At 59.7% G+C, this 21,942-nt stretch carries 15 protein-coding genes and 1 pseudogene; 1 reads left to right on the forward strand and 15 read right to left on the reverse strand.

What is annotated here, in order from left to right:
- Nucleotides 1–5: 5 nt before the first annotated feature.
- The 14 genes from rapZ to uvrA all read right to left on the reverse strand — a co-directional run bounded on the left by rapZ (nt 6) and on the right by uvrA (nt 18,970).
- The gene (rapZ, locus tag DW661_RS04710) at nt 6–926 is read right to left on the reverse strand and encodes an RNase adapter RapZ (RefSeq protein WP_022094878.1); all 921 of its coding nucleotides are present in this window, start codon (nt 924–926) and stop codon (nt 6–8) included.
- 101 nt (nt 927–1,027) lie between these two features.
- Entirely contained in the window at nt 1,028–1,714 is a 687-nt protein-coding gene (locus DW661_RS04715) for an N-acetylmannosamine-6-phosphate 2-epimerase (RefSeq protein WP_022094877.1), read from the reverse strand.
- A gap of 140 nt (nt 1,715–1,854) precedes the next feature.
- Nucleotides 1,855–2,820, reverse strand: coding sequence for an ROK family protein (locus tag DW661_RS04720; protein ID WP_117584276.1), 966 nt, complete (start codon nt 2,818–2,820; stop codon nt 1,855–1,857).
- 173 nt (nt 2,821–2,993) lie between these two features.
- Nucleotides 2,994–3,914, reverse strand: a complete 921-nt coding sequence (locus tag DW661_RS04725) for a dihydrodipicolinate synthase family protein (RefSeq protein ID WP_035138887.1) — start codon at nt 3,912–3,914, stop codon at nt 2,994–2,996.
- 68 nt (nt 3,915–3,982) lie between these two features.
- Nucleotides 3,983–4,834: an acetylxylan esterase gene (locus tag DW661_RS04730; protein ID WP_118934819.1), complete on the reverse strand. Its 852-nt coding sequence runs from the start codon at nt 4,832–4,834 to the stop codon at nt 3,983–3,985.
- Entirely contained in the window at nt 4,827–5,804 is a 978-nt protein-coding gene (locus tag DW661_RS04735; RefSeq protein WP_118934821.1) for an acetylxylan esterase, read from the reverse strand. The genes DW661_RS04730 and DW661_RS04735 overlap by 8 nt, the downstream gene beginning before the upstream one ends.
- A gap of 80 nt (nt 5,805–5,884) precedes the next feature.
- Nucleotides 5,885–6,712, reverse strand: a complete 828-nt coding sequence (locus DW661_RS04740; RefSeq protein WP_089573612.1) for an ABC transporter ATP-binding protein — start codon at nt 6,710–6,712, stop codon at nt 5,885–5,887.
- Nucleotides 6,713–8,728, reverse strand: a complete 2,016-nt coding sequence (locus DW661_RS04745; RefSeq protein WP_035138893.1) for a dipeptide/oligopeptide/nickel ABC transporter permease/ATP-binding protein — start codon at nt 8,726–8,728, stop codon at nt 6,713–6,715.
- A gap of 3 nt (nt 8,729–8,731) precedes the next feature.
- On the reverse strand, nt 8,732–9,688 hold the full coding sequence (locus tag DW661_RS04750) for an ABC transporter permease (RefSeq protein WP_055251823.1): 957 nt from the start codon (nt 9,686–9,688) through the stop codon (nt 8,732–8,734).
- 157 nt (nt 9,689–9,845) lie between these two features.
- On the reverse strand, nt 9,846–11,459 hold the full coding sequence (locus DW661_RS04755; protein WP_117564876.1) for an ABC transporter substrate-binding protein: 1,614 nt from the start codon (nt 11,457–11,459) through the stop codon (nt 9,846–9,848).
- A 365-nt stretch (nt 11,460–11,824) separates the two neighbouring features.
- Nucleotides 11,825–13,765, reverse strand: a complete 1,941-nt coding sequence (uvrC, locus tag DW661_RS04760) for an excinuclease ABC subunit UvrC (RefSeq protein ID WP_324249369.1) — start codon at nt 13,763–13,765, stop codon at nt 11,825–11,827.
- Between the two features lie 6 nt (nt 13,766–13,771).
- Nucleotides 13,772–15,352 carry a murein biosynthesis integral membrane protein MurJ gene (gene murJ / locus DW661_RS04765; protein WP_117564878.1) on the reverse strand — a complete coding sequence of 527 codons (1,581 nt, stop codon included), beginning with the start codon at nt 15,350–15,352 and terminating at the stop codon, nt 13,772–13,774.
- 105 nt (nt 15,353–15,457) lie between these two features.
- Complete coding sequence (ybaK, locus tag DW661_RS04770; protein WP_089573609.1) at nt 15,458–15,958, reverse strand: Cys-tRNA(Pro) deacylase; 501 nt, start codon at nt 15,956–15,958, stop codon at nt 15,458–15,460.
- Between the two features lie 132 nt (nt 15,959–16,090).
- Nucleotides 16,091–18,970: an excinuclease ABC subunit UvrA gene (uvrA, locus tag DW661_RS04775; RefSeq protein ID WP_118934823.1), complete on the reverse strand. Its 2,880-nt coding sequence runs from the start codon at nt 18,968–18,970 to the stop codon at nt 16,091–16,093.
- Between the two features lie 193 nt (nt 18,971–19,163).
- On the opposite strand from uvrA, the gene DW661_RS04780 reads away from it, so the two are divergent.
- Entirely contained in the window at nt 19,164–21,317 is a 2,154-nt protein-coding gene (locus DW661_RS04780) for an LTA synthase family protein (protein WP_158551695.1), read from the forward strand.
- Nucleotides 21,318–21,582: 265 nt separating this feature from the next.
- Here the strand turns inward: DW661_RS04780 and DW661_RS04785 are convergent.
- Nucleotides 21,583–21,942: pseudogene (locus DW661_RS04785) on the reverse strand (IS30 family transposase); the annotation flags it as partial.

The raw sequence follows: 21,942 nt of genomic DNA on the forward strand, positions 1-21,942 counted from the left end.
CAGGCCTATGCCTTCGTGTTGGCGCGCGACAGGTCGCGGTGGGAGATGCTCACGTGATACTGGGCGCCTTCCAGGTAACGGGCCGTGGCCTCGGCGATGGCGACGCTACGGTGCTGTCCGCCCGTGCAGCCGATGGCGATAGAAAGCTGCGGCTTACCCTCCGCGATATAGCCCGGCATCACCGTATCGAGCAGCTGCGTCCAGGCCTTCCAGAACTCCTGGGTCTTGGGATGGTCCAGAACAAAGTCGGAGACCTTTTTATCGAGACCGGTCATGGTGCGCATCTCGGGATCGTAGAACGGATTGGGCAGGAAGCGAACGTCGATCATAATGTCCGCCTCGACGGGCATACCGTGCTTAAAGCCAAACGAGAACACGTGAACGTCCATGAGCTGCTGGTCGGACAACTCGGAGAACGCCATGCGCAATTTGTTGCGCAGCGCAGAGGTGCGTAGGCGGCTCGTGTCGATAATCATATCGGCTCGATCGCGCACACCCTGCAGCTGCAGGCGCTCGCGCTGAATCGCATCGGCCGTAGTCTCCCCCGGCTTGGCAATGGGATGACGGCGGCGATTTTCGCTGTAGCGACGAATCAGTACCTCGTCAGAAGCCTCCAGGAACACGATGTCGCAGCTCATCTCGCGCTCTTCGAGCGCGGCGACCGCATCGAGCAGCTCATCGAACAAGCCCTGGCTACGCAAATCGCAGGTGACGGCGAGATGCCTGCCCACGCCCGTATTAATGCCAACGAGCTCGGCAAGCTGGGCGATCAGACGCGGAGGCAGGTTATCGATGCAAAAATAGCCCATGTCCTCGAACACGTGCATGGCCTGCGTGCGGCCCGATCCGGACATTCCGGTGATGATGACGATATCGGGGATGCGCTCCGAGCGCTCCGCCGCATCCATGGCATCTCCCTTTTGCATGTGCTGCCTCCCGAAAACAAGCACGGGACCCAGCAACCCGGATCCCGCGCGGTCAATTGCCTTTATTGAGTATACCGCCCCGAGCGGATACGAGGCCTGTCTTACGCCTCAAGCGCAGCCTTGAACCAACTTGTAATACTCGTGGGGTGCGTGATGGCGGTGCCGACGACAACGGCCCAGGCGCCAGCATCGATCGCGGCGCGAGCCTCCTCGGGCGTATGCACGCGACCCTCGCAAATGATGGGAAGGCCGGGGAATTCCTCGGTCGCCTGACGCAGGAGCGGCAGGTCGGGGCCATCGGCCATGGTGCAGTCGATGGCGGCGACACCGTGAGAGAGCGTGGTAGATACCAGGTCGAAGCCCATATCAACCGCACGGCGAATGTCCTCGATGGTGGCACAATCCGCCATCAGGAGCACACCCTCCTCGTGCAGCGGACGGAAGGTATCCTCGACCGTCTTGCCATCGGGGCGCGGACGATCGGTGGCATCGATCGCCACGATATCGGCACCAGCAGCAACGCAGGCGCGGGCGTGACGCAGCGTCGGCGTGATGTAAACGCCCTCGTGTCCATCCTTCCATAGGCCAATAACAGGAACCTCACAGCGACCCTTAATGGCGGCAATGTCGGCAAGGCCCTGGCAGCGAATGGCGGCGGCGCCGCCGAGTTCGCAAGCGCGAGACATTTGAGCCATGGTCTCGGGCGTACGAAGCGGCTCGCCCATATACGCCTGAACGCTCACGACGAGCTTTCCCTTCAGGGATTGAATCAAAGGATCAACGGTCATGTGCGACTCAACCTTTCTCAAAACAGCCTTCTGAGACACCGCACCTTGACGTTCAAACCGTCGCTCGCGTACCGAAGTACGCTTCGCTCCTCTTTCACGTCAATCTGCGGCACCTCAGAAGGCGCACTTGGTAGTTATGTTTACTTCAACGACGCAAGAAGGTGTTCGGCGGCACCGATAAGCGGCGCGTCGCCCTCCAGAGAACCGATGAGGATCGGCGTGTCCTGAAGCGGGTCGAGCGCCTGGCTGGCATAGCCCTCGTGCACCGAGTCCTTCCACGTCTGCGAACGCCAATCGGGACCCTGATGAATTACGCCGCCCGAAAGCACGATGACCTCTGGATCCAGAATATTGGCAAGCGAGCCCAAGCTGGCGCCCAGCGCAAAGCCGGCGTCATGGATGACCTCGGTCGCCTTTGCGTCGCCAGCACGACACAGGTCGTTCACATCGCGACCGACCGAAGGACGGCTGGGGTCGACGCGGCCAAAACGCTCATCGTACATTCGACCAATGGAAGTGCCCGAAGCAACCGACTCCAGATGGCCGGAACGCCCGCAGGCGCAGGGAATGCCGGCGGCAGCCGAGCACTCGATGTGGCCCATATGGCCGGCAGCACCATGGAAGCCCTGCATCACGCGGCCGTTCTCGACATATGCGCCGCCGATGCCCGTGCCGATGCCAAGACACAAGACGGAGAACTTGCCCTTGCCGACGCCCCAGTGGGCCTCGCCCAGAGCATGAGCCTGCACGTCGCCTACGACGGCAACGGGAAGACCGAGGTCCTCGCGCAGACGCGGCCCCAACTGAACGCCGGACCAGCCGGGCATGATCTCATTGGCATACGCGATGGCGCCCGTCTTGGGATCGACGACGCCGGCGGCACCGATACCGACGCCAAGGACCTCGACATCGGGATTCGACTCGAGAGCAGCCTTGATGGACGCCTCGATACGCTGGAATACGGCCTCGCCGCCCTCCTGGGCCTCGGTAGGAACCTCGGCCTCAAAAACGGGATGGGGCACGCTGCCGTCAGCCGGGTACTCCATGATGGCAGTCGCGATCTTAGTTCCGCCGATATCGACAGAGCAGACGTACTTGTTCTCCATGTCGCTCTCCTTAGGAGATAAAAAACAACTACAGGAAATGCGCCGTCAGGCTAGCCGTCACAGCGCGGTAAAGGTTTTCCAGGTGCCCGAAATCGCCGAGAAACCGTGTGGCCATTGACCTAATGGGTCATGGCCGCACGGTTGAGGCGCGAGGTTGGGCGCCTGGGAAAGCACTACAGCAGACCGTTGTCCTGAAGGACCTTCTTAATCGCCTCGACGTTCTCGCCGGTCATGGCCTTCACCGGGCGCGGCATGGTCGGGCTGTCGAAGATGCCCATGAGGTTCATAGCAGTCTTGAAGGCGCCAACGCCACCGGCATAGCCCTGGACGCCAGAGGTGACATCCCAGATGTGCGAAATCTCATTGAGGCGATCCTGCTCGGCCTTGACGGTAGCCCAGTCACCAGCCTGGGCGGCCTTCCACTGACGCACGTAGCCCTCGGGCTCAACGTTGGCGAGACCCGGGACGGAACCGTCGGCGCCACCGAGGTAGGCGCCGTCGACAACAACCTCATGACCGGTGAGGATGCTCATCGGATGTCCGTTCTTCTCGTTCTCCTGAACGAGGTAGCGGAACGAGATGTCATCACCCGAGGAATCCTTGACGCCGGCCAGAACGCCCTCGGCGCCGAGCTTGGCAAGGAGCTTCCAGGGGAGCTTGGTGTGGACGCACACGGGGATGTCGTAGGCGAAGATGGGCAGGTCGAGTTCCTCATGCAGGATGCGGAAGTGCTCCTCGACCTCGGTCATGCCCTGCAGAGCATAGAACGGGCAGGTGGCGACAAGCGCATCGGCGCCCAGCTCCTGAGCGACCTTGCCGTGCTCGATCATGCGCTCGGTCTCGGTGTCGATGATGCCGACCAGAACGGGAACGCGGTGGTCGACGATACGGACGGCCTCGGCGATGATCTGACGGCGACGCTCGTCGGTGGAGAAGACAACCTCGCCCGAGGAGCCCAGGAAGAACAAGCCATCGACGCCGGCATCGATCATGCGGTTGATGCTGCGCTCAAAGGAGGCAACATCGAGCTGGTGGTCTTCGGTATCGGGAACAACGACGGGAGGGATAACGCCGGTGAATTTCTGAGTTGCCACAAGAATCTCCTTAGCTGTCTGGCGGGCAGCCCTATGCCGCCCACTCTTGTTGGCAGTGTCCAGGCCGTCTAGGCCAAAGAACACGGGTAGAACGTTTGGTTAAAGAAGTCGACGACTTTGTTTTCGAACGCATTGATGCGCTCGTGAGCGTATTTTGCATAGATGATATGCCTCCGGTCACACTCAAGACCGTTGAATACGGCAAACTGATCCTTGGGATCGCTCACGGTATCCATAAGCGATGTGCCCATGAGCACCGATCCGCGCACCCGAGACGACAGCGCCTCGAGGCCGCCAGGAAGCGGATTGGCAACCGCCGTGCAGGCGAGGCCCCGCTCGTCCAGAGCAGAAACCGCCAGCGCGACTCCGCCGCCAAGGCCCTCGCCCCATGCAAAGATGCGGTCGGGGTCCACGCCATCAAGATTGCGCGCCACCTTCGCCATCGCGCAACCCCAACGGACGCGCTTGACAAAAGCAGGAGAGGCAATCCCCTGCTGCAGCTCGCTGGATCCAATCGCCTCATCGTCCAGCGCAAGCACGGCATATCCCATGGCCGCAAACCTCGTCACGTGATGCCATCCCCGCACGGGTCGGTCGATGTCGTGAAACATCAGACATAGCGGCACAAGCTCGGATGCTCGGGCGCGACCGGCAGGCTCAATCAAGCGTGCGTGGACCACATCGCCACCAAGCTCAAAGGAAACCTCGGAGTAGCGGGCATACGGATTGGCGAAATCGATCACCGTAATACTCGGCCCGCAAACCTCAAGGTCCGAAGCGGCTATCTCTAATTCGGAAACATCCGCAGAAGCATCACCGCGCCAATCCCGGAAATCAGCGAGCCTTGACGAGACCGTTCCGGGAATCCCCACAAGGTCGGAGACAATCAGCTCATTGACATTGCTCTCGCACTTAGACATAAGCCTCCCCTCCCTTGCAGAAAAACGGAATGATCAGATCGTCAAAATCCTGAATCTCCTCGTGGCCAAAGCCTTCAAAGAACTCATGACGCTTTTCACAGGTCAGGTTGTTATAGACCGCAAACTGCGTCGCTGGCGGACAGACGGTATCGGCTGTGCCGGTGCCAAACAGCACGGGGCATTTGACCATAGGGGCAAAGTTCTTGGAATCGAAGTACGCCAGCTTGGCATAGGCTTCGTCGATACGAGTCGAGTCCTCGTCAAACCAGCGAGACCAATAGCGCAGGCCCTCGTAGGCAATGTCGTCGGCATCCAAATCCCAGACCAGGCGGAAATCCGACAGGAAGGGATAGAGGATGGCGGCGCGATTGATAAGCTCGCTGTTAAGTGCACAGGTCGCAATGCCCAAACCGCCACCCTGCGACGCGCCGTTCACAAACACACGGGCAAGATCGATGCCCTCGAGCTCGCGAACGATGCGGCACAGGATGCGAATATCTTGGTGCAAGCGGACATAGTAGAGGTTGGCCGGATCACCGTCGATACCGGCGACGATATGGCCCGCGACCGTTGTGCCCTCAAATCCACCAATGTCCTCGGAGGGACCTCCTTGGCCGGGGCAGTCGAGGGCGATGAGTGCCATGCCCATGCCCGCAAACGACGCCTGCTCAAACCAGCTGCGGCTTGCACCCGGATACCCATGGAACTGAAGTACCAATGGCACGGGCTCGTCCGAGACGGGTTTAAGGTACTTGGCATGCAGGCGAGCGCCACACATGCCGGTATACCAGAGGTCGAAAAGCTGGCAGGTCACGGCATCGGTGACCGATGCCGCCTCGATCGCATAGTCGAGCTCGACGGCATCGGCCTCGGCCATGCGGTCATTCCAAAAGAGATCGAAATCTGATGGACGGGGCATGGCGCCTCGATATTCACCAAATTGATGTTGTAGCTCCTGAGCACTTGGCATGGCTCGTGAACCCAACCTTTCGAAATCGCAACGGAGGTGCGCCCGGCAAGGGAACCGGGCGCACGGGAGGGAAAGCGAGGCTACTCGCCGAGCTTGGGATGCAGCAGCGACGGCGCAGCGCCGAGCAGCATCTTGGTGTAGGGGTCCTGGGGGTGCTGGAAGACCTGCTTGGCCTCGCCCTGCTCGACGATCTTGCCGCCATTCATAACGATGATGTCGTCAGAGATATAGCGGACCGTCTGGATGTCATGGCTGATGAACACCATGGCCAGGCCGAGCTCCTTCTTAAGGTCGGTCAGCAGGTTCAGAATCTGCGCGCGGACCGAAACGTCCAGAGCCGAGGTGGGCTCGTCGGCAATGATGGCATCGGGGTTCAGCGACAGGGCACGGGCAATTGCGACGCGCTGGCGCTGGCCGCCCGAAAGCTGGCCGGGAAGAACCTCGGCGGCGGAGCTGGGCAGACCGGTGAGCTCCAAGAGCTCCTTGACGCGCTTCTCCTGCTCGGCCTCGGTACCCAGGTTGTGGACGCGCATGGGGTCGAGCAGCTGCTCGCGAACGACCATGCGGGGATTGAGCGCCGTAGCCGGATTCTGGAACACGACCGAGATGACACGACCCATGTGGCGACGGTCCTCGGCGGTACGCTTGGTTACGTCCTTGCCCTTAAAGTAGACCTTGCCGCTCGTGGGGGCCTGCAGGCCGCACATGACGTTGGCGGTGGTGGACTTACCGCAACCGGACTCGCCGACGATGCCGATCGTCTGACCGGGCATGAGCCTAATCGTTACACCCTGGACGGCGTGAACCAGGTTGGGGTGCAGAATCGAGCCGGTACGGGTCCTAAAGGTGACGTGGACGTCATCAAGGAAGATGATCGGCTCGACGCCGTTGACTGCGGTCTCGCTCATCTACATCACCTCCGCGTGAGGGGTCAAACCATTTGCCTTGAGCACCTCGTCGGGGAGCTCGGAATAGAAGTGCTCGGTGCCGGGCACGCGCTTGAAGACCGGACGGGTGTCCAGGCCAATGCGCGGATGGCTCGAGCGGGGCGCGAAGCGATCGCCCTTGGGGAAATCGCGCGGGCTCGGAACGGCGCCGGGCACCTGGTGCAGACGGCCCGAACCGCTCTCGATGGACAGAACGGAGCCCAGAAGACCGCGGGTGTACTCGTGGATCGGGTTAGTGAGCAGCTCCTTGGTGGGCGCCTGCTCGATAACCTGACCGGCGTACATAACCGTGATGTTATGGGCGACCTCGGCGACCAGCGCCAAGTCATGCGAGACGAAGATCATGGCAAAGCCGAGCTTGGCCTGAAGGTCGTTGAGCAGCTTGATGACCTGCTTCTGGACGGTAACGTCCAGAGCGGTCGTGGGCTCGTCGCAGATGACCAGCTTGGGGTCGCGGGTAAGGGCCATGGCGATCAGGACACGCTGACGCTGGCCACCGGAAAGCTCATGCGGGTAGCTCTCGAGCGTACGCTTGGGGTCGAGGCCCACGAGCTCCAGGAGTTCCTCGGCGCTGCGGGTGCCGCCGCGCTTGGTGAGCTGCTTCATCTGGGCAGAGATGAGCATGGAGGGGTTGAGCGAGGACAGGGCGTCCTGATAGACCATGGCGATATCGGTACCGCGCAGGCCGAACCACTCCTTCTTGCTCATCTTGAGCAGGTCACGGCCCTCCCAGAGGACCTCGCCGGAAAGATGTTCGTCATCGTCGGTCAGGCCCATGATGGCCAGCGTGGTGATGGACTTACCGCAACCGGACTCGCCCACCAGGCCCATGGTCTGACCAGGACGGACGTCAAAGTTGACATGGTCGACGACGTTGATATCGCCGTGATGCTCAAACTGAATGCAGAAGTCACGGACCGAGAGAATCGGTTCGACAGACTCGTCGGGCACATGGCGATCGTCACGCTTGAGCTCGACATCGCGCAGGGCGCCAAGGCGAGCGGAGAGGGACTGGGCCTGCTCCTTGTAGGCGCGAACGGGGTCGGAGACCAGCAGGTCGGCCTCGCGACGCTTGGAGGAATCGGTCGGATCCAGGGCGGCGGAGGGAGCAGCGGCCATGGCGTCGGTAATGCCCTCGGAGAGGATGTTGAGCGCCAGGCAGGTGATCATGATGGCCAGGCCCGGGAACAGCGCCTGCCACCAACGGCCGGCGAGCACGCCGCCGCGGGCGTCGGCGAGGATGTTGCCCCAGGTAGCGGTGGGCTCCTGGATACCAGCGCCGATGAAGGTCAGCGAGGCCTCGAAGATGATGGCGTCGGCGACCAGGGTAACGGTGAAGACCATGATCGGGGCGATGCAGTTACGCAGAACATGCTTGATCAAAATCCACGGAGCCTTGGCGCCGGAAACGATGACCGCGCGGACATAGTCCTCGCCGTACTCGGACACGATGTTGGCGCGCACGATACGGGCAATCTGCGGAGTGTACATAAAGCCGATGGCGAAGATGATCGACGGCACGGAGTTGCCCAGGATGGAGACGAAGACGGCCGCGAGGGCGATGCCCGGGATGGACATGATGATGTCCAGGATACGCATGATCGTCTCGGAAACGGCCTTGCGCGAAACCGCCGCAAGGGCGCCCACGACCGAGCCGCAGACCAGAGCCATGGCAGTGGCGCCAAAGCCGATAATCAGCGAGTAACGACCACCGTAGAGCATGCGCGACAGAATGTCGCGACCCTTATCGTCGGTACCGAAGATAAATCCGTTGCCGGGAGCCTGGCGAGCCGTAAAAATCTCGACCGGGCTATAGGGGGCAAGAAGGGGCGCCAGAATCGCAGTCAGGGCGACCAGCACCAACACGACGGCGGCAATCTTAGAAGACAGCGTCATCTTCTTCCAGCCACCGAGCTTGAGCCCCTTGGAGGCAGCCTTCTCGAGCTGCTCGGTTTGCTTCTCTCGAATCTTTACCATAATCTACACCGTCCTGATGCGCGGGTTGATGAGCAGGTAGAGCATGTCAACCACGATGTTGATGATGATGAAGGCAAGAGCAACGACGATAACGACGCCCTGAACCAGGTTCGCCTCGTTGCCCTGAACGCCCTGCAGAATCGCGGTGCCCATGCCGGGGAGGTTGAAGATAACCTCGATGACGACGGCGCCGCCCATGAGGTAACCGATCTTAAGACCGAGGGTGGTGACCGGGGTGATCAGCGCATTGCGAAGAACGTTGATGCCGACGACGACCTTCTCGGGAACGCCGGCGCCGCGAGCCATACGGACATAATCCTTATCGAGCTCCTCGACCATGGCGGTACGCACGATACGAGTCATCTGGCCCGTCAGCGGAAATGCCAAGGCGATGGCGGGCATAATCATGCGGCCCAGATAACCAGCCGGATTCGTGGTGAAGTGAGGCAGAGCACCCGATGCCGGGAGCACCTTAAGGTAGGAAGAGAACAGCAGGATCAACAGAACGGCAAGCCAGAACGACGGGGTTGCCAAGCCGGCGATGGAAAAGACGCGGATCACTTGGTCCGGCCATTTGTCGCGATACAGTGCCGCGATGACGCCGAGCAAAAACGAAACGACCGCACCGATGGCAAGGCCGATGAAGGTCAGCTGCATCGTGACGGGCAGGGCCGTGGAGATGCGCTTGGCAACGGAGTTGCGAGCAGCACCATAGGTGCCCATGTCGCCATGGATCAAATCGCCCATATAGCGCACGTAGCGCACGGGCCAGGGGTCGTCCAGACCATACTTCTCATGGTACTCGGCAACCGCCTCGGGCGAGGCACCGTCACCCAACGCCGTGTAGGCGGGGTCGGTCTTGGAGAACGACATAAGGAAGAACACCAGGACGGTGACGCCCAATGCCATGATCGGCAGCGCCACAAGACGCCTTCCAATCAAACGTAGCAAGTTGTTCACGTTCTCTCCCCTTTCTTTTGTCGGTAGGACCAACTGGTATATGAGTACGGATACTCATTACAAGACCCGAGCGACATCGAGGTCGCCCGGGTCTTTGTTTCAACTATGAGGATACGGTCCCAACGACCGACATCCTGCATACAGACTCAAGCGAGTCTTACGCCTTGACGGTCGCAACGCCCCTGAAGGACATGCTCGTCGTGCCGATGCCCTTGAAGCCATCGAGGGCCTCGCCGTTGGGCGCAGTGGACGGATCGTCCCAGGAAGCGGAGACGGTCTTGACGTGGACAACGGGGTACAGAACGGCGTTGTCGGCAATGATGTCGAAGCACTCGTTCCACTTCTTCTGCTGCTCGTCGCCCTCGGCGGCAAGAGCCTCGTCCATGAGACTGTGGAGCTTCTGCCACTCAGCGGACTCCTTCCACGGGCAACGGGTCTGCATCCAGACGTTGTCGCCGTACCACCAGTTGAGCAGCAGGTCGGGGTCGGCGCCGAAGCAGGAAGGATCGCCAGGGGCAAGGAGGATATCGTAGGCCTCGCCGCCGTCGATGGCAGCGTAGGTGGCCGGCGAGGTATCGGTCTGGATGGTCACATCGAAGCCGAGGGCGTCGAGGTCGTTCTTGACCTGGGCGGCCATGCCCTTAATCTGCTCGTTGTCGGTGGTGCGCAGGGTGATGGCACCCGGGGTGATGCCAGACTCCTCGATGAGCTTCTTAGCCTTCTTGGCGTCGGTCTTGTACACCGTGGAAGCCTCATGATAGTTGGTGAAGCTCTTGGGCAGGTAGCAGCTGGCAGCGGTGGCAAGGCCGGCGAAGGTGTTGCTGACCATCTTCTCGGTGTCGAGCGCATACATGACAGCCTGACGGACCTTGACGTTGTTCCAAGGCTCCTTGGCGACGTTGAACATGATGAAGCGGGTGCCGAAACCCTGAACGTTATCGATCTTGCAGCCGGCGCTCTCGAGCTGGTCGACGGCGTCAGCGGTAACGAGCTCCATAACGAGCGTGGAGCCCTCCTGCTGAGCGGTAACGCGAGCGGTGGGGTCGGTCAGGATGCTGTACTGGATCTTCTTATCCTCGGCAGCATACTCACCGTTGTACTCGGGGTTGGGAACCAGGGTGATCTCGGTATCGGAGATAGAGTCGTACATCCAGGGGCCGGAGCCGATCGGCTGCTTGGCGCGATCCTCCTCGGTCTGGGTGGCCGGGGTAACGCGGACGATGGCCAGACGATCCTTGAGCAGGGAGAAGTTGGGGACCTTGGTCTTGACCGTCACGGTGCTGGCGTCCTTGGCCTCGATGGACTCGAAGGGCTGGAAGAACGGAGCATAGGTAGCGGAAGCGGCGCAAGCGGTGTAGGAGGCAACGACATCGTCAGCGGTGACCTCGGTGCCATCGGAAAACTTGGCGCCCTTGCGGATGGTGACCTCGAAAGTGGTGTCGTCCACAGACTTGGGATCGTCGGTGGCGAGCTCGTTGAAGGTGCTGTAGTCGTGGTAATCGATGCCGTAGAGGCCCTCGACGACGTGCCAGTTAGCACCCAGGCCCACAGCGGAGCCGGTGCTGGCGGGATCGAAGCTGGACGGAGCGTAAGCGGAACCAGCGGTGATCACGCCGCCGCCACGGTTGGCGGAATCGGTGGAACCGGAAGCGGAACCCTCGTCGTTGGAGCTGCCACCGCAGCCGGTGAGACCAAGCCCTGCGACAGCAGCGACGCTGCCGGTGAGGCCGAGGAACGAACGCCTGGACATACCCTTGTTGATGATGGCCATGTCTTCTCCTATCAATAGAGAATCTTACCCGGGAGCACCTAGACGTGCCCCCGCGCAACTTGCGGACGATATATACCTTACCTACCGACGAACCCAACTGAGGTGCCGCGCTCGGCGACCGATACATACATACGCTTGAACGGTATTTACTACCGTTCACCGAATTCATTGACAAACGATTCGCCAGACAGTATGTATCGACGAGGTGAGATATCAGTCTTCGTCAACCCGCAGGATAGCAGGGTTGTTCACCATGGCTAGTCAAACGTTTTAGCGTTAATTAAACCCGAAATCGGCTGGTAATCGCCGTGAAATAAATGATTGAAAATCACGCAATCATGTATATCAGTTGTTTAGAGGCGTGTTTAGTTTTCGGATTGCTTTGCCGCCGCCTCGGCGCGCTCGGCATTCCATGCAACGAGCGCCTCGTGAACCGCTTTGGCGACATCGGCAGGAATGCCTCGAACTTCCGCGATCTCTTGCTCGCTCGCCGCGCGCAAACGCTTCATCGAGCCAAAATGGCGCATAAGGGCACGTTTTCTGGTGGGTCCCACGCCTGGAACGTCATCGAGTACCGAAACCGTCATGGCTTTATCGCGCAATTCGCGATGGAACGTGATGGCAAAACGGTGCGATTCATCGCGCACCTGTTTAATTAGATAGAGCGACGCGGACCCGGTCGGCAGCACGACGGGAGTCTCGTCCCAAGGCACGAAAACCTCCTCATCGGCCTTTGCCAAGCCACAAACTGGTATATCGAGCCCAAGAGCCTCAAGTTGCTTGATCGCAGCGGTCAATTGCGGCTTACCGCCATCGACAACGAGCAAATCGGGGCGCGAGCCAAAGCGCTCGTCGGCCATACGCTCGGGAGCATAACGTCGTCCCAAAACCTCGGACATCGACACGAAGTCGTTTGCCTCGTCCAATTCGGCCTGAATTTTAAAACGACGATACTGACTCTTGTCGGCGCGCCCGTTGGTAAACACCACCATCGAGGCGACCGTGAAGGTGCCATGCAGTGTAGAGATATCGAAGCACTCGATACGCAACGGCGGCGATGGCAGCGCCAACGCACTTTCGAGCTCCAGGAGCGCTTGATTGGTGCGGTCGTCAGCGTACCCCGTTCGCATCATGTAGCGCATGAGAGCATGGCGCGCATTTTTGGATGCCATATCGAGCAGACGGTGCTTTTCGCCACGCTGCGGCCTATGGAGATGGCAGGAACGCTCACGCTTGCCCGCAAGCCACTCCCCCAGCGCCTCCGCATCCTCAAGCTCGACGGAAAGGTTGACCTCAGCTGGAATATCAGCCGTCTCGTCGTAATAGCGCTTAAGAAAGCCCGACTGGAGCTCTTCCTCGTCAACATCAAGACCCTTGTCGAGAATGAACTCGCAGGTGCGAACCGTTCGGCCCTCGCGAACGACGAAGACGCAAGCGGCGGAGATGGTCTCCTCGCGATAGAAACCGATGACATCTATATCGACACTGGAGGGAAAAACGACTTGCTGACGATCGTCCAGACCCCTGATGACCTCCAAACGACGTTTGACGCGTGCCGCGCGCTCAAAGTCGAGCGCCTCAGCGGCATCCGTCATCTCGGAGGTCAGCTCATCGACGACATCCTTGCGATGGCCCGACAAAAAGCGCTCGACACGCTTGACGTTCTTGGCATAGTCTGCCGGGGAAATCGCGCCGACACACGCACCCGGGCCGCGCCCGACATGGTAGTCAAAGCAGGGGCGCCCGTTTTGCGCGCAAATCATATTGACGATGTCTTCCTCGCCCTTGTGGGACTCGACGATACGGCGACAACGACGCCACTCCGCACAGGATGCGGAGCAGATGGGGATAACCTTGCGCAGCGTATCTATCGTCTCACGTGCCGCGCGGCTATCGGTATAAGGTCCAAAATAGCGCGTTCCCGGCTTATGACGCTCACGCGTGTATTTGATAGCGGGATACAGGTCGCCCTTTGTAATGGCGATAAAGGGGTAGCTCTTGTCATCCTTGAGGTCGACGTTAAAGTACGGATGGTACTGACCAATCAAATTGCGCTCGAGCACCAACGCCTCGTGCTCGGTCTCCACCACGATATAGTCAAAGCTCGCCACCAGCTGCATCATCAGCGGGATCTTCTGGCGCTCGTCCTGCAGCGTCACGTACTGACGCATACGGGCGCGCAGGTTTTTCGCCTTGCCCACGTAGATGACATCGCCCTTGGCGTCTTTCCAAAGGTAGCAGCCGGGCTGCGTGGGAACGCGCGAAACCTGCTCGGCAAGCGTTGGAATGTTGTCGTGACCGGCCACGCGCACCTACTTGCGACGAATCAGCGCCGAGACCTCGGGCATCTTAAGGACGACGGCAAGGCCAAAGGTAACAGCAAGCGAGACGACACCCGCAACGCAAACGTAGCCAAGAGTAATCAGAATCGAGCCGCCAAGTGCCCCGACAAAGTGCTCAAGCGCCCACATGACGCCGGCGCCTGCGGCAGCACCCAGGCCACCGAGCAAAAGGCCAAAGAAACCGCCATGCAGGATAGATTTAACCTGAAGACCACGCAGACGACGACGCAGCCACCACAGCGAGCAACCGACCAAGATCACGTAGTCGACGACATACGAAAGCGCGATTGCCGGCATACCGAAGCCCAGCACAACGCCAAACAGCAGAACCGAGCCGGCCTGGCCGATGGCGGAATACAGACAATAGCGGCTATAGGGCTTCATGTCGAGCAAGGCAGAGAAGCTCTTCTGCATCAGCACGACCACGCCGTAGAGCGGCAGGGAAAGTGCCAGGTAGATAAGGAACTCCGACACCAGCGCCACACCGGACTCATCGAACTTGCCAGCGCAGTAGATCATGTTGAGCGGACGCGCGAAGACAATCAGGTACAGCGCGAATGGAATCAGGAAGAACAGCATCTGGGCGACGCCACGCGAAATGCCCGTGCGGACGCTGTCGTAATCCTTCTCCTGTGCGTCGTGAGAGAGCTCGGTATAGAGCGCCGTCGAAAGCGAGGCGGCAATCAGCGCGTAGGGCAGCGTGTACCACAGGCGCGCATAGGCGATGACGGAAGGACCAGTCTCGGGCTGGACCACCAGCGCAGCAGCGTTGGTGATAGAAGTCGAGACAAACATGCACACCGTGGCGAGCAGCGTCGGGATACCGAGCGCAATCGTCTGGCGCAGTGCGGGGTCCTTAAAGTCGATATGGATATGGGGATGCACGCCGTGCTTGCCAAGCGCGGGGATCTGACATGCCATCTGAACAAAGACACCGAGGGTCGTACCGGCCGCAATCAAGATGATGCCGGCACGTTCGCCAAACTGTGCGGACACGGGCGCAAAGCCCATAAAGCTCGCAATGACGATCACATTGTTGAGGACCGGGGCAAACGTCGACCAGAAGTAGTCGCGGTGTGCGTTGAGGACGCCCGAAAACACCGAGCCCAAACCATAAAACAGAATCTGGATGGCAAAGAAACGGAACATGAACGCAGCGGTATCCATGCTGCCGCCGTCACCCGAAAGGAACGATTGCGTCCAGATAAAGCCCGGGGCGAACACGGTCCCCAGCAACGAAATGCCACCCAGCACCAATAGCAGAATACCGAGCAGGTTGCCCACGTACTCGTTAGAGGCCTCGCGACCCTGCTCACGCCTCACGCCCATGTACACGGGCAAAAACGCCGTCACGAGCATGCCGCCCATCACGAGTTCGTAGAGCATATTGGGCAGGTTGTTGGCGACCTGATAGGAAGACGAGAGCAGCGACATGCCGATAGCGGCCGCCATTGCCCACGTGCGGATAAAACCGGTGACGCGAGACACGATGGTCAGGATGGTCATAAGCCCGGCGGAACGACCAACCGTGGAGTAGTCCGACGAGCCCATGTCGTCAGTGTCGTCTCGCGACGAAGAAGCTTCGGATGAGGGTGTCTGAGGCGCAGATTCTTTTGCAAAATGAGCTCCGCACTTCAATTCTTCCTGCGGCATCGCTCAGTCCTCTCTCGTAATCGGGGCGACCGTCGCCCCGCAAAATGCAATTAAATCATCAGGTGCAAGCTCAAGCTGATAACCACGCTTGCCTCCCGAAATAAAAATGGTATCCCAAAGGACACATGTCTCATCAATGAGCGTCCGGTAGCGTTTTTTCATACCGACCGGACTGCAGCCGCCGCGAACGTAGCCAGTCGCCGCAAGCAAATCCTTCACATGCATCATGGCCAAGGACTTCTCCCCCGCGGCACGCGCGGCGGACTTTAGATCGAGCTCGTCGGCAACAGGGATGCAGCACACGACGTGGTCGTTGGACGGCGTCACGCAGACCAAGGTCTTAAATCCTTGTCCGGGCTCCTCGCCAAGCTGCTCCGAAATCGCGACCCCCAGGCCCGCCGACTCATCACCATCGTCTTCGTACGTATGTAGAACATAGGAAATGCCGGCGCTTTCCAGCTCGCGCATCGCATTGGTTTTTGGCGTCTTTACAGCCTTTGCCATGGCATATCCTTTCCCTCGCATTCGGACGCAAGGATTAAGTATATGTCCAATTCGGCTGCATACGTCACTTCGACACAGCAAGCGCCATCGAATCACAAGGAGTCGATGGCGCCCATAAACTGAATCGCCTATTTATTGAGCATCAAGTTGAGCCTGACGCTCCCGGTCACGCCTGAGCAACGGCGCCAAAAACTTGCCCGTATAACTCTGCGGACAGTCCGCAACCTGCTCCGGTGTGCCCGAAACCACGACGGTACCGCCGCCGTTACCGCCCTCGGGGCCCATATCGATCAGGCGGTCGGCAACCTTGATGACATCAAGGTTGTGTTCAATCACCAGCACCGTGTTGCCCGCATCGACCAAGCGCTGCAGCACATCGAGCAGCTGGCGGACGTCCTCAAAATGAAGGCCGGTCGTCGGCTCATCCAAAATATAGAACGTCTTGCCCGTCTGGCGTCGATGAAGCTCCTTGGCGAGCTTCACACGCTGCGCCTCGCCGCCCGAGAGCGTCGTAGCGGGCTGGCCCAGGCTCACGTAGCCCAAGCCTACATCGTACAGCGTCTGGAGCTTGCGCTTAATCTGCGGGATATTCCCAAAGAAGGCCAGTGCCTCGGTGACGCTCATGTCGAGCACGTCCGAGATGGTCTTACCACGGTAGGTGACCTCAAGCGTCTCGCGGTTATAGCGTTTGCCGCCGCAGACCTCACAGGGGACATAGATATCGGGAAGGAAGTGCATCTCGATCTTAATTTGTCCGTCGCCCTTGCATGCTTCGCAGCGACCGCCGCTCACGTTAAAGGAGAAACGTCCCGGCGAGTAGCCGCGCGCCTTCGACTCCGGCGTACTCGCAAACAGCGCGCGAAGATCATCCCACAGGCCAATGTACGTAGCAGGGTTGGAACGCGGCGTGCGGCCAATCGGCGACTGGTCGATATCGATAACCTTATCGATACACTCGATGCCCTCGATTTTCTTATACGGACCCACAGGGCGCGTCGAACGGTGAATGGCATTCGTAAGGGCAGGTGCGATAGTGTCGGTAACCAGGGAGCTCTTACCCGATCCCGACACGCCGGTAACGACCGTAAGCGTACCAAACTCGATCTTGGCGGTAACGTTTTTGAGGTTGTTGGCGCGGGCGCCCGTGATCTTAAGGCAGCCGCGACCGGGCTTGCGGCGTTCATCGGGAACCCGAATCATTCGCTTGCCGGTCAGGTAGGCACCCGTCATCGAATCGGGGCACGCCATGATATCGGCAGGCGTTCCCGCCGCGACTACGTGTCCGCCGTTCACGCCCGCGCCGGGGCCCATGTCGATCACATAGTCGGCAGCACGAATCGTATCCTCATCATGCTCGACGACGATGACGGTATTGCCGATATCGCGTAGGCGCTCAAGCGTCTTGATCAGGCGCTCGTTATCGCGCTGATGGAGGCCAATCGATGGCTCGTCCAAAATGTACAGGACACCCATGAGGCCGGCGCCGATCTGCGTTGCCAGGCGAATGCGCTGGGCCTCGCCTCCGGAAAGCGTCGCCGAGGCACGATCGAGGGTCAGATAGTCGAGTCCGACATCGACCAGAAAACGCAGGCGCTCCAGGATTTCCTTGACGATGCGTCCGCCGATAAACTGTTGGCGCTCGGTGAGTTCCAGGCCCTCAAAAAACTCGAGCGACTCACGGCACGACAGACAACAAACCTCGTAAATGGACTTGCCGCCCACGGTGACGGCGAGCATCTCGGGGCGCAAACGAGCGCCGTGGCAGCTCGAGCACGGCTCCTCGCGGATGTACTTCTCCAAGCGCGCCTTGGTGTTCTCATTCGTCGTCTCGGTATAGCGCTCGTACAGGATATTGCGCACACCCGAGAACTTGGTGTCCCACTGGCTGCGGCGCCCATCGAGCTTTTGGTAGTCGACCGAGATCTTCGTATCGCCCAGGCCATCCAAGAATGCACGACGCACGCGAGGGGGCAAGTCCTCCCACGGCGTATCGGTGCTCACCTTAAAGTGTTTGCAGACCGCAGCAAAAATCTGCGGATAGTAGTTCGAATTGCCAAACAGGCTACCAAAGACTCCGTCGGCAATGGACTTCGAGGGGTCCTCGATCAGCGCCTCGGCATCAACGGTTTTCTTAAAGCCCAGGCCGTCGCACTCAGGACATGCGCCATAGGGAGCGTTGAACGAAAAATCACGCGGCTGAAGATCGTCAATGGAGTGACCATGCTCCGGGCACGCCAAGGCCAACGAATACTCCAGCAGCTCGCCCTCGGTCCCCTCGGGAGCATCACGATCGGGCAGCATGTACACGTTTACATTGCCGTGAGCCAGCGCGGTCGCCTGCTCAACAGACTCGGCGATACGGCCCAGAGAGTTCTCACGGATCACGATGCGATCGACCACGACCTCGATATCGTGCTTGAACTTCTTGTCCAGATCGATCGGATCGTCGAGCGAGCGCACTTCACCGTCGACACGCACGCGGCTAAAGCCCTCGGCGCGAAGGTCCTCAAACAGTTTGGTGTACTCGCCTTTTCGCCCGCGCACCACCGGTGCCAGCACAAACGCGCGACGGCCCTCCCCCGCCGCCAAGACCTTGTCGGCAACCTGGTCGGTCGTCTGGCGCTCAATGACGCGGCCGCATTCGGGACAGTGCGGGGTGCCCACACGGGCGAACAGCAGACGCAGATAGTCATAAATCTCGGTTACGGTGCCAACCGTCGAGCGAGGGTTTTTAGATGTCGTCTTTTGGTCGATCGACACCGCCGGCGAAAGGCCGTCGATTGAATCCAAGTCGGGTTTGTCCATCTGGCCCAAGAACTGGCGCGCATAACTCGAAAGGCTCTCGACGTATCGACGCTGGCCCTCGGCATAGATAGTGTCGAATGCCAGTGAACTCTTGCCCGAGCCAGAAAGACCGGTAATGACCACGAGTTGGTCACGCGGAATGGAAACATCGATATCACGGAGGTTGTGCTCACGAGCGCCGCGAATAACGATAGAGGAATCAGACATGGAAGCTCCTTGCCTCCTATTGCATCGAATCATACTGCCGATGAGTTTAGCGCACTCAACGCGCACAGATGTTCGTGATACAAGATTCGCAGACCTTTAGCTTTGCGTATCGGGCGCTTTGTTTCTCGAAATGCCGTGGAAAGGTTACAGTAATCTAATGCTGAACTTAATTTGCTGTACCAGAGGAACGTCCATGACCGAAGATATCCCCCTTGAAATCACTTCGAGCGACATGGCCAATCTGCCCATATTCATCGCCGTCCTTATCGTGGCCGCCGTCGTCGTGCGCGTGTATTTTTCAATCAAACGCAACGAAAAGCCACCCATTGCCCGCGTCTTTTGGTGCGCGACGCTCCTCATCCCGCTCGGCGTGGTAGCTGCATGGGTTACGAATCAATTGCTCGTAAATGAGGGCAGCTCCCTATGGGTCCTTTCTTATTCGGCGCTCGGTGCTGCCGCCGTCATGCTTCTTGTCGAGCCCTTGGTTTCGGGACTTATCGACCAAACCGACCTTGCGACGGGAACGGTTGCCTGTATTTGCCGTGACATCCTTGTCATCGCCGCTGTTTCAGCGCTCTCGTTCGTTTCACTCGAAATTGCCTGCAACGAAACGTTCTATCGCATTCCCGCCAACTCATTCGGGTTTTCCGTCGGGCTGCTCGCGACGGTTCTGCTCTCCCTTTATTTGGTGGGGCAGCGTCATGGAGGCGTCATGGCCCTCGTGCCCGTCGTCTGTTGCATCCTTGGCATTGCCGAGCACTTCGTCATAACGTTTAAAGGCGAAGCCATCCTGCCAAGCGATATCTTGGCCCTTGGCACCGCAATGGAAGTGAGCGAGGGATACGAGTTTACCTTTACCGCCGGAATCGTAACCTCTCTCGCCCTGCTGGAGATTTCCCTGGGGCTTCTTTCGCTCATCCGACCGCGAAAGCTCCGTACGCCCACCCATGTCTTCCCCGCTATCGCCGCTAACCTCTGTGCTTTTCTGCTAGTGACCGTTGTGGGGCTCTCAGGCTTTTCCAACATCGACTTGGAGCAGGCGCTGGATTTTGGATTTGACCGTTGGCAGCCCATCACCACGTATGCGTCTCAGGGTTTTATCACTTCGTTCACCGAAATGGTCAACGAGTTGCCCATTGAGAAGCCCGAAGGCTATACGCCCGATGAGGCGCAGAGCATCGAGCAGGAGCTCGCCGCCGCCTACGACAGCGCATACGGCTCGAGCGAGCAGCGCGCGGCGGCCGTTGCCCAGTTCAATGAAATCAAGCCGACGATTGTTGCCGTCATGAACGAGAGTTTTAGCGACCTTTCGTGCTTTGAGCAGCTCCAGGCGGCCGGGTACACCGGCCCCGCATTCTACAACTCGCTTCCCGACACACTTGTTCGCGGCACCATGCTCGCTTCGGTCGCCGGTGGCGGAACGGCGAACTCCGAATTCGAATTTTTGACCGGAGCGACAACGGCCTTTGTCGGATTAGGCAAGATCCCCTATCAGCTGTATCAGATGAATGGCGTAAACAGCCTGGCAAAGGACCTTAAAGAGCTTGGGTATACCGCTACCGCTATGCACCCGCAAAACCCCGTCAACTACCATCGAGATAAAATCTATCAGCAGCTGGGCTTTGGAGACTTTCTTTCAATCGGCGATTTCGAAGGTGCGCCCTATTACCATGCCGGCGTATGCGACTACGCCACCTACGACAAGATACTCGACCTGCTTAGAACCGACGAAGCGCCGCAGTTCATCTTTGACGTCACGATGCAAAATCACGGCGGCTACGACCATGGCACCGTTCCCGCCGAAGAGCTGACAAACTATTGGGTCGAGGGAGCCAGCGAAGGCGCCAACAGCGCGCTCAACACCTATCTCACCTGCATCAACGCATCCGACCGGGACCTCGAGTACTTTATCAACGAGCTCCGCAACATCGGCAGACCGGTTGTTCTTGTCTTTTTTGGCGACCATCAGCCGAGCGCCGCAACGACTCTCAACGACGAGCTGTACCCTCAGGAAGATACGGCAAGCCACGCTTTCCGTATCTATCAGTCGACATATCTCGTCTGGGCTAACTATGAGATCGCCGGCAATACCGAGCTCAACGTCTACGACACCGTCGGGGCAAACGAGATTGCAGCCATTACCCTTAATAAGATCGGCGCCCCGCTCACCAATTACCAAAAGGCCCTGCTTGCGACAAGGTCAGATGTGCCCACCATCAATGTCGCCGGCTATCTCGGTGCCGACGGGCTGCGCTACGACTTGGAATCGGAAGACAGCCCCTACGCCTCGACGATCGACAAGCTGCAGCGCATGCAATACCTCGAGTTCGCCAGCAAAGTTCAGTAAGCCCGCCCATTCGCTTGGGCCCATCGTATTGCAAGCACGGTTGATTTCCGATCTCAGCCGAACACATTGAGCGGATAGGCCATTCCCGCAGTTAGCCGAACGCCCCCGCGGCCCCTCCTGGGGTCCGGGGGCGCCGTTTTCCCAGTTGAAGGAACGGTGGAGATGTGTTTCGATGGGTCCGGTGGCCATGCTCCGCCCGCCGCCCGGCGCCTCTTCCCAGACTCAGCCGGACGGTCGGTCCGTCTATTCCGTTTTTCCTTCTAGGCTAGGACAGCGGGGCATCGCCCCTCTCGGCGCGCGCCCTCTCGATGAGCCCCGGCGTCAGGTCGAGATCGACGAGCGCCACGTCCTCCACGCCGTAGGCGTCCAGCAGCGCCGCCGCGTCCTCCCCGAGCATCGCCCTGAAGGCGCGGGCGGGCGTCGAGAAGCCGAGCGCGCCGCGGGGCTCGGAGTTCACGTGCGACATGGCCAGCGCCAGGTCCGCCGGGGCGAGCCGGTCGAACCTGAGTCCGGAGCCCTTGGGCAGCAGCTTCCTTATCTCGACGTGGTTTCGCTCGCAGGCGCCCTTCTGGTCGCTGCGCCTCGGGTCGCAGTAGAACAGCCTCGTCTCGCCCGGCCCCTCGCC

It is taken from the genome of Collinsella sp. AM24-1, assembly GCF_003470325.1.
GTDB lineage: Bacteria > Actinomycetota > Coriobacteriia > Coriobacteriales > Coriobacteriaceae > Collinsella.

What these genes read in the sequence shown, in the direction of transcription:
- rapZ (WP_022094878.1), bottom strand. Translation starts at nt 926, where the DNA reads ATGCAAAAGGGAGATGCCATGGATGCGGCGGAGCGCTCGGAGCGCATC.
- DW661_RS04715 (WP_022094877.1), bottom strand. Translation starts at nt 1,714, where the DNA reads ATGACCGTTGATCCTTTGATTCAATCCCTGAAGGGAAAGCTCGTCGTG.
- DW661_RS04720 (WP_117584276.1), bottom strand. Translation starts at nt 2,820, where the DNA reads ATGGAGAACAAGTACGTCTGCTCTGTCGATATCGGCGGAACTAAGATC.
- DW661_RS04730 (WP_118934819.1), bottom strand. Translation starts at nt 4,834, where the DNA reads ATGTCTAAGTGCGAGAGCAATGTCAATGAGCTGATTGTCTCCGACCTT.
- DW661_RS04735 (WP_118934821.1), bottom strand. Translation starts at nt 5,804, where the DNA reads ATGCCAAGTGCTCAGGAGCTACAACATCAATTTGGTGAATATCGAGGC.
- DW661_RS04740 (WP_089573612.1), bottom strand. Translation starts at nt 6,712, where the DNA reads ATGAGCGAGACCGCAGTCAACGGCGTCGAGCCGATCATCTTCCTTGAT.
- DW661_RS04745 (WP_035138893.1), bottom strand. Translation starts at nt 8,728, where the DNA reads ATGGTAAAGATTCGAGAGAAGCAAACCGAGCAGCTCGAGAAGGCTGCC.
- DW661_RS04755 (WP_117564876.1), bottom strand. Translation starts at nt 11,459, where the DNA reads ATGGCCATCATCAACAAGGGTATGTCCAGGCGTTCGTTCCTCGGCCTC.
- murJ (WP_117564878.1), bottom strand. Translation starts at nt 15,352, where the DNA reads ATGGGCTCGTCGGACTACTCCACGGTTGGTCGTTCCGCCGGGCTTATG.
- ybaK (WP_089573609.1), bottom strand. Translation starts at nt 15,958, where the DNA reads ATGGCAAAGGCTGTAAAGACGCCAAAAACCAATGCGATGCGCGAGCTG.
- uvrA (WP_118934823.1), bottom strand. Translation starts at nt 18,970, where the DNA reads ATGTCTGATTCCTCTATCGTTATTCGCGGCGCTCGTGAGCACAACCTC.
- DW661_RS04780 (WP_158551695.1), top strand. Translation starts at nt 19,164, where the DNA reads ATGACCGAAGATATCCCCCTTGAAATCACTTCGAGCGACATGGCCAAT.